General features: G+C 69.5%; 7 protein-coding genes. 4 read left to right on the top strand and 3 right to left on the bottom strand.

Annotation, left to right across the window (positions count from 1 at the left end; all coding sequences use genetic code 11):
* The 3 genes from Q4F73_RS10495 to Q4F73_RS10485 form a co-directional block, all read left to right on the top strand.
* A partial coding sequence (locus Q4F73_RS10495; protein ID WP_303359295.1) for a malate dehydrogenase occupies positions 1 to 677 on the top strand: 677 nt, incomplete at its 5' end.
* Between the two features lie 33 nt (positions 678 to 710).
* The gene (locus Q4F73_RS10490) at positions 711 to 2189 is read left to right on the top strand and encodes an Hsp70 family protein (RefSeq protein ID WP_303359294.1); all 1479 of its coding nucleotides are present in this window, start codon (positions 711 to 713) and stop codon (positions 2187 to 2189) included.
* 74 nt (positions 2190 to 2263) lie between these two features.
* On the top strand, positions 2264 to 3511 hold the full coding sequence (locus Q4F73_RS10485) for an ATP-binding protein (RefSeq protein WP_303359293.1): 1248 nt from the start codon (positions 2264 to 2266) through the stop codon (positions 3509 to 3511).
* Here Q4F73_RS10485 and Q4F73_RS10480 read toward each other — a convergent pair.
* The 3 genes from Q4F73_RS10480 to Q4F73_RS10470 are packed head-to-tail and all read right to left on the bottom strand — an operon-like array spanning position 3464 to position 5885.
* On the bottom strand, positions 3464 to 4528 hold the full coding sequence (locus Q4F73_RS10480) for a hypothetical protein (RefSeq protein ID WP_303359292.1): 1065 nt from the start codon (positions 4526 to 4528) through the stop codon (positions 3464 to 3466). The two genes, Q4F73_RS10485 and Q4F73_RS10480, sit on opposite strands and share 48 nt — an antisense overlap.
* Positions 4525 to 5211, bottom strand: coding sequence for a hypothetical protein (locus tag Q4F73_RS10475; protein ID WP_303359291.1), 687 nt, complete (start codon positions 5209 to 5211; stop codon positions 4525 to 4527). The genes Q4F73_RS10480 and Q4F73_RS10475 overlap by 4 nt, the downstream gene beginning before the upstream one ends.
* The gene (locus Q4F73_RS10470) at positions 5208 to 5885 is read right to left on the bottom strand and encodes a MerR family transcriptional regulator (protein ID WP_303359290.1); all 678 of its coding nucleotides are present in this window, start codon (positions 5883 to 5885) and stop codon (positions 5208 to 5210) included. Before Q4F73_RS10470 ends, Q4F73_RS10475 begins: the two co-directional genes overlap by 4 nt.
* Before the next feature lie 98 nt (positions 5886 to 5983).
* Here Q4F73_RS10470 and Q4F73_RS10465 point away from each other — a divergent pair.
* Positions 5984 to 7041: class I tRNA ligase family protein (locus tag Q4F73_RS10465; RefSeq protein ID WP_303359289.1), on the top strand; the 1058-nt coding region annotated here is incomplete at its 3' end.

The following is a 7041-nucleotide window of genomic DNA, read 5'->3' as shown; positions in this document are numbered from 1 at the left end:
ACCTGCTCAAGAACAACGGCGGCATCTTCGCCCCGCAGGGCAAGGCCATCAACGACCACGCCGCGGATGACGTCCGCGTCCTCGTCGTGGGCAACCCCGCGAACACCAACGCGCTCATCGCCCAGCGCAACGCCCCGGATGTCCCGGCCGAGCGATTCACCGCCCTCATGCGCCTGGACCACTCCCGCGCCCTGTCCCAACTGGCCGAGAAGCTCGGTGTGCTCACCACGGACTTCGAGGACGTCGTCGTGTGGGGTAACCACTCCGCGACCCAGTTCCCGGACGTCACCTTCGCCACCGTCAAGGGCGAGCCGGTCATCGACAAGATCGACCAGGACTGGTACGTCAACGAGTTCATCCCGCGCGTGGCCAAGCGTGGCGCCGAGATCATCGACGTCCGCGGCAAGTCCTCTGCCGCCTCCGCCGCCTCTGCCGCCATCGACCACATGCGTGACTGGGTCCAGGGCACCGAGCAGTGGGCGTCCGCCGCTCTGCCGTCCGACGGCTCCTACGGCATCGACGAGGGTCTGGTGGCCGGTCTGCCGACCGTCGCCCGCGACGGCAAGTGGGAGATCGTCCAGGGGCTGGAGCTCAACGACTTCCAGCGCGAGATGATCGCCAAGAACGTCGCGGAGCTCAAGGCTGAGCGCGACGCCGTGGCCGACCTGCTCAACTAGCATCTGCGCCCAATCCCGGTAGTGTTCTGGGGCATGCGCTTCGGGATTGATTTCGGCACCACCCGCACTGTGATCGCCGCCGTTGACCGCGGGAACTACCCCGTGGTCAACGTGGCGGACACCGACGGAGACCCACGGGAGTACATCCCGTCGGTGGTCGCCCTGGATGGTGACCGACTGGTCGGCGGCTGGGAGGCACTGGCCGTCGACGGCCCGACCGTCACCCGGTCCTTCAAGCGGCTGCTCAGCTCAGGCACGGTCACCGCGGACACCCCGGTGTCGATGGGCGGCCAGGAACGCCCGCTGGGGGAGGTGCTCGCGGCGTTCGCGGACGGCGTTGTCAGCCAGCTGCGCGCCCACGCCGGCGAGGAGCCGATCGAGATCGTCCTCGGCGTGCCCGCCAATGCCCGTTCCGCGCAGCGTCTGCTCACCCTCGATGCTTTTCGACGCGCCGGCGCCGACGTCCTCGGCATGGTCAACGAGCCCTCCGCCGCGGCCTTCGAGTACACCCACCGCCACGCGCGCACGCTCAACGCGCGCCGCTCGAGTGTCATCGTCTACGACCTGGGTGGCGGCACCTTCGACGTGACGCTCATGCGTATCGACGGCACCGAGCACGTCGTCGAGACCTCCCTCGGCATCTCCCGCCTCGGCGGCGACGACTTCGACGCCGCCCTGGCCGATCTGGCCCTGGTCACCGCCGATCGCGCCGATGATGTCTTCGGCCGCCGCGCCCGCCACAAGCTTCTCGACGAGGCCCGCACCGCCAAGGAAGCACTCAAGCCGCAGTCGCGCCGGATCATCATGGAGCTCGGTGACGACGACGTCATCGTCCCCGTGCCCGCGTTCTACGCCAGTGTCACCGACCTCGTCGAGCAGACCCTCGATGCCATGGCCCCGCTCATCGGCGCGGACGATTCCCTGTCCGACACCGACATCGCGGGCGTCTACCTCGTCGGCGGGGCCAGCGCCCTGCCGCTGGTGCCCCGCATGCTGCGCGAGCGCTTCGGACGCCGCGTCCACCGTTCCCCGCTGCCCACCGCCTCCACCGCGGTCGGCCTGGCGATCGCCGCGGACCCGGACTCCGACTACCTCCTGCGCGACCGGCTCTCCCGCGGCATCGGCGTGTTCCGGGAGCGCGACGCCGGCGCGGCCGTGAGCTTCGACTCCCTCGTCGGGCCGCAGGCGCAGGAGGAGTCCGATTCCACGATCACCGTCACCCGCCGCTACCGCGCCGCCCACAACGTCGGCTGGTTCCGCTATGTCGAGTACTCGGCGCTGGAGGCAGACTCCGCGCAGCCCGGTGATCTCACCCTGCTCGCCGAGGTGCTCGTCCCCTTCGACCCGGCGCTGCGCGATCTGGACGACACCGCCCTGGCCGCCGTCCCCGTCGAGCGCCGGGATAACGGCCCCGAGGTCATTGAGACGGTGCGGATTGACCCGAACGGGATTGCGTCGATTAGCATCTCGTGCCCGGAGGACGGCTTCGAAGTCTCCGCCACCGTGGAGTAATCACCACATGAGGTGTGGAGAAATCCGCACATGAGGTGTGGAGAAATCCGCACATTTCAGCTAAAGTGCAGGTCATGGCGAACTACATTCCCCGCATCGTGGACGCAGAGCTCGACCGTGCACTGCGGTCGTCGGGCGCCATCTTCATCAAGGGGCCCCGCGCGTGCGGAAAGACGGCGACTGCTCGGCAGGTGGCTGCCTCCGAGATCCGCCTCGATACGCCCAGCCCGGACGTCACCCTGGTGGAGGCGGACCCCCGGCTGGTGCTGGACGGGGCAACTCCCCGGCTCATCGATGAGTGGCAGGCCGTTCCCGAGGTCTGGAACGCGGTCCGGCATGCGGTGGATGACCGCCAGGACACCGGGCAGTTCATTCTCACGGGTTCAGCAACCCCGGCCACCGATGCTCTGCGGCATCCGGGCGCCGGGAGGATTCGTTCGCTCACCATGCGGACGATGACGATCGCTGAACGGGTGGAGGGACGCCGAGCGTCCTGGGCGGCCCTTCTCGACGGCAGTCTCGAGCCGGGCCCCGGCACCGAGGCCTCCGTGGCGGATTACGCCGAATGGCTCGTGTCCGGAGGCTGGCCGGGATTTCGGGGTCTGGACACCCTGGATGCCGCGGAAGGAGTCAGTTCCTATCTGCAGGAGATGTCGGAACATGACTACCCGGAGATCGGAGGCATGCGGCGGGACCCGCGTCGATTCATCTCCTTCCTCCGGGCCTACGCCGGCCTGGTCGCGCAGCCCGCGACAGCAGCTGCCGTCCGACGTCGCATGGGGGAGCTCTCCGGTGCGGAGCCGGCCCCGGGAACAGTGGATACGCTCCACGACTTCGCCGCCCGGCTGTTTCTCATCGAGGACCAACCAGCCTGGGCGACGACGCTGCGCTCCCGGACCTCTCTCGTGCAGATGCCCAAGCGCCACCTCGCCGACCCCTCGCTGGCGGCCGCGCTCCTCGGTGCCACACCGCAGCGTCTGCTCGCTGACCTGGAGACCCTGGGGATTCTCTTCGAGTCCCAGACGATCCACGATCTGCGTGTCGTGGCCCAGGCCAATCGTGCGCGCGGCGTCTTTCACCTCCGGGACAGCAAGGGCCGGGATGAGTTGGACGCCGTGGTGGAAAACCCCGACGGGTCCTGGGTCGGTGTGGAGGTCAAGCTCTCCCACCGGCAGGTGGAGGCCGCCGCCGAGCACCTCCTGAGCACGGCGGCGAAGGTGGAACGCCCGCCAGCGGCCCTGGTGGTGATCATCCCGACAGGACCCATTGTTCAGCTACCGAACGGTGTGTGGGTCATCCCCCTGGCCTGCCTGGCGCCCTGACCTCCCGAGTGCCCCGGTGATCTCCGCCATGACGGGCCCGAGGTGCTCCTCGCGGCGCTCGCGGTCACCGGCCGCGGTGGTGGCCATGTAGAGGCTGGCGAAGGCGCCGAGCACCCAGCTCACCTTCACCAACGCGCCGGAAAAGGACACCGGCCCGAGCGTGATGAGCACCGCCGGCGCCCCCGTCCACGCCCCGACCGTCGCGGGCGGCACCGCCACGATGCCGAACACGAGGAAGCACGCGAAGACCACGAGCCCGAAGATACTGGCCTGCGCGAGGTGCACGCTGGCCGCGTTCCACCGGACATTCAGCCGCACGGACAGCGGCTGCGCCTGGTCCATGTCGGCCAGACCCTCGCGGACGTGCTGCCGCACGGTGGCGACACACACCACCCCGCCGATCGCCCACAGCACCAACGCCACCACCAGCGCCTGGTTGATGTTCCACGCCTGCGCCAGCTGCCACAGCTCCGCGTTGAAGAAGAAGAACAGGAAAGCGACCAACAGCAGCGGGAGAAAGGCCAGGCTGCGGGCGAGGGATTCGGGGATCTCCCGCAGGGCGCGCCGCGTGGTCCAGGCCAGCAGGTGCGCCCACCCGGTCACGGTCATCACCACCACGGCCAGCACCCACAGCGCGGCGACCCACCACGGGTAACCGAGGGTGACCGGCACGATGAGCGCCAGCCCGAGGATCACCGCACCCGCCCAGAACGCGATCTTCTCCGGGAGCAGTCCCAGCACGAAGCGCAGCAGCAGGGGAATCGCCAGCAGGACCGCGCCGGTGATGAGGAGGGGGAGGAGGAGGTCGTCGAGAATGAGCCCTTCATCGGTGGCGTTGTGGAGGGATTCGAGATCCTCCTGCTCCAGGCTGCGCACCATGACCGAGTCGGGCACGGAGATGATGAGCGGCAGGCTGGCCCACGCGGCGGCCCGCTGGGGGAGGCGGCGGAGGCGCTCGCGCCACGGCACCGCGGCCGGGAGCCCGGCGGCCAGGAGACGGCGGGTATCGGTGTTCACCCCACCCACTCTAGGAGGGCGTCCGCCCCCTCATCGAGCCACAGCGCCACCGAGCGGCCGTCGGCCAGGTCGATGGTGACGTTGGTTCCTTCGGAACCACCGAGAACAAGCTGCTTATCGACGCCCCCTCGTTCCGCCGCGAACCCCCGCACCGCCCGGACCGCCGTGATCTCGGAGGCCGGTACGCGGAGCAGTTCCTTCCGGCCCTCGCGCAGCACCAGGTCCTCGCCGAGGTAGTGCGGGTGGACGACCCGCCCGGCGACGTACCCCCACAGCAGCGGCAGGGAATACAGCGATCCCACGAGCAGGAGAAGACGGAGCCAGGGCCAGGGGACGAGCAGTTCGATGACGATGATCTCGATGACAATCGCCACCGTGAACATCGCCGGCAGGTGCCACCAGTTCCTCCGGGAGTGCAGCGCCACCGCACCCGCGGGGACGACGATGCGGCGCGTGATCACCCGCCACAGGTCGGCGATGGCACGGACCTCGTGGAAGAACACCCGCACCGGCAGCGGCCGGATCCCTTGACGCAGGGAGGTCCACACGTAGAGGCCCGCGAGGACGGCCTCCACGGCGAGGAAGATCGCCACCGCGCCGACTCCGCTGATGCGGCCGGTCCACCAGAGCCAGGCGTCGAGAAGCGCGATGGCGAGCACCATGACCGGCAGCAGGCGCCTCACAACGCCCCCGACAGTTCGGCCAGGGCCCTCGACTGGGCGCCGCGGGTGGGGAAGTCGCGGGCGGACAGGGGAGCATCGCCCGGGGTGAGGGTGGGCATGATGCCCTCGCTGATCCCGCGGAGGGTCTGCAGCTCGGCGATGATGTCGTCGGCCTCCGCCGGCGCCAGGTCGCCCAGTGTCTCCCACAGGTCCCGGAAGCGCAGGGTCTCCGCGCGCCGGGCCGGATCGTGCAGGTTGGCGCGCAGCACCTCCCAGGTCGCCGGGGAGGCGACCCCGCTCAGGCCCATGAGGTCGAAGGCGTCGCACTCCATGCGGGCGTAGTCCCCGTCGCCGAGCAGTTCCCGGATCCCGGTGCGGATGTCTTCCGGCAGGCCCAGCTCCCCGGCCTGCAGGGCGAGCAGGCGGGTGCGCTGCGCGCGCAGGACGGTGAGCTGGGAGTCGATGCGGTGGAGGGCGGCGTCGATAAGCGAGGCGGAGTCGGAGGCGATGTCGGCGAGGGAGATGCCGGCGTCGACAAGCGCGCGGACGCGCAGGAGCGCGGCCAGATCACGCAGGCCGTAGTCGCGGTAGCCGCCGGCGGTGCGCGGGGGCTCCGGCAGGGCGCCGGAGGCGTGGTAGTGGCGCACGGCGCGCACGGAGCAACCGGCGGCGCGGGCGACCTCGGAGATTCTCATGGTCCCAGCATGAACCATGACGTCACGTGAGGGTCAAGCCCCGGGGCGTGGGCGCTATGATTGTGCGAGTGACTGACCAGACCGAGGGGAAAAGACACATGGGTAAGAACCGAGCAGACGCACTGCCGAAGTCCTGGGATCCGCAGTCGGTGGAGGCCGAGCTGTACCAGGGCTGGGTCGACGCCGGACACTTCACGGCCGACCCGGACAGCGAGAAGCCGGGGTACTCCATCGTCCTCCCGCCACCGAACGTCACCGGCCAGCTCCACATGGGCCACGCCCTCGACCACACCCTCATGGATTCCCTCGTGCGCCGCAAGCGCATGCAGGGCTTTGAGGTGCTGTGGCTGCCGGGCATGGACCACGCGGGCATCGCCACCCAGACCAAGGTGGAGAAGATGCTCAAGGAGACCGAGGGCAAGGACCGCTACGACTACGGTCGCGAGGAGTTCATCGCCAAGGTCTGGGAATGGAAGGAGCAGTACGGCGGCGCCATCGCCGACCAGATGCGCGCCATCGGCGACTCCGTCGACTGGTCCCGCGAGCGCTTCACCCTCGACGAGGGCCTGTCCCGCGCCGTGCAGACCATCTTCAAGGAGCTCTTCGACCGCGGCCTCATCTACCGCGCGAACCGCCTGGTCAACTGGTCGCCGGTGCTGGAGACCGCCGTCTCCGACATCGAGGTCGTCTACCGCGACGTCGAGGGTGAGCTCGTCTCCTTCCGCTACGGCTCCATGGATGACTCCGAGCCGCACATCGTCGTGGCCACCACCCGCATGGAGACGATGCTTGGCGACGTCGCCATCGCCGTCCACCCGGACGATGCCCGCTACGCGCACCTGGTCGGCCAGACGCTGCCGCACCCCTTCCGATCGGATCTGTCGCTGGTCGTCGTCGCCGACGACTACGTCGACCCCGAGTTCGGCTCCGGTGCCGTGAAGATCACCCCGGCGCACGACCCCAACGACTACGCCCTCGGCCTGCGCCACGACCTCGACATGCCGACGATCATGGACGCCACCGGCCGCATCGCCGACACCGGCACGCAGTTCGACGGCATGACCCGTGAGGAGGCCCGCGTCGCCGTGCGCGAGGCACTGGCCGAGCAGGGGCGCATCGTCGCCGAGAAGCGCCCCTACCTGCACTCCGTCGGCCA

Origin of the sequence: Corynebacterium sp., assembly GCF_030535495.1 — a bacterium.
Lineage (GTDB): Bacteria > Actinomycetota > Actinomycetes > Mycobacteriales > Mycobacteriaceae > Corynebacterium.
The sequence above is the reverse complement of the archived record's forward strand: the minus strand, read 5'-3'. Positions and strand labels throughout refer to the sequence as shown.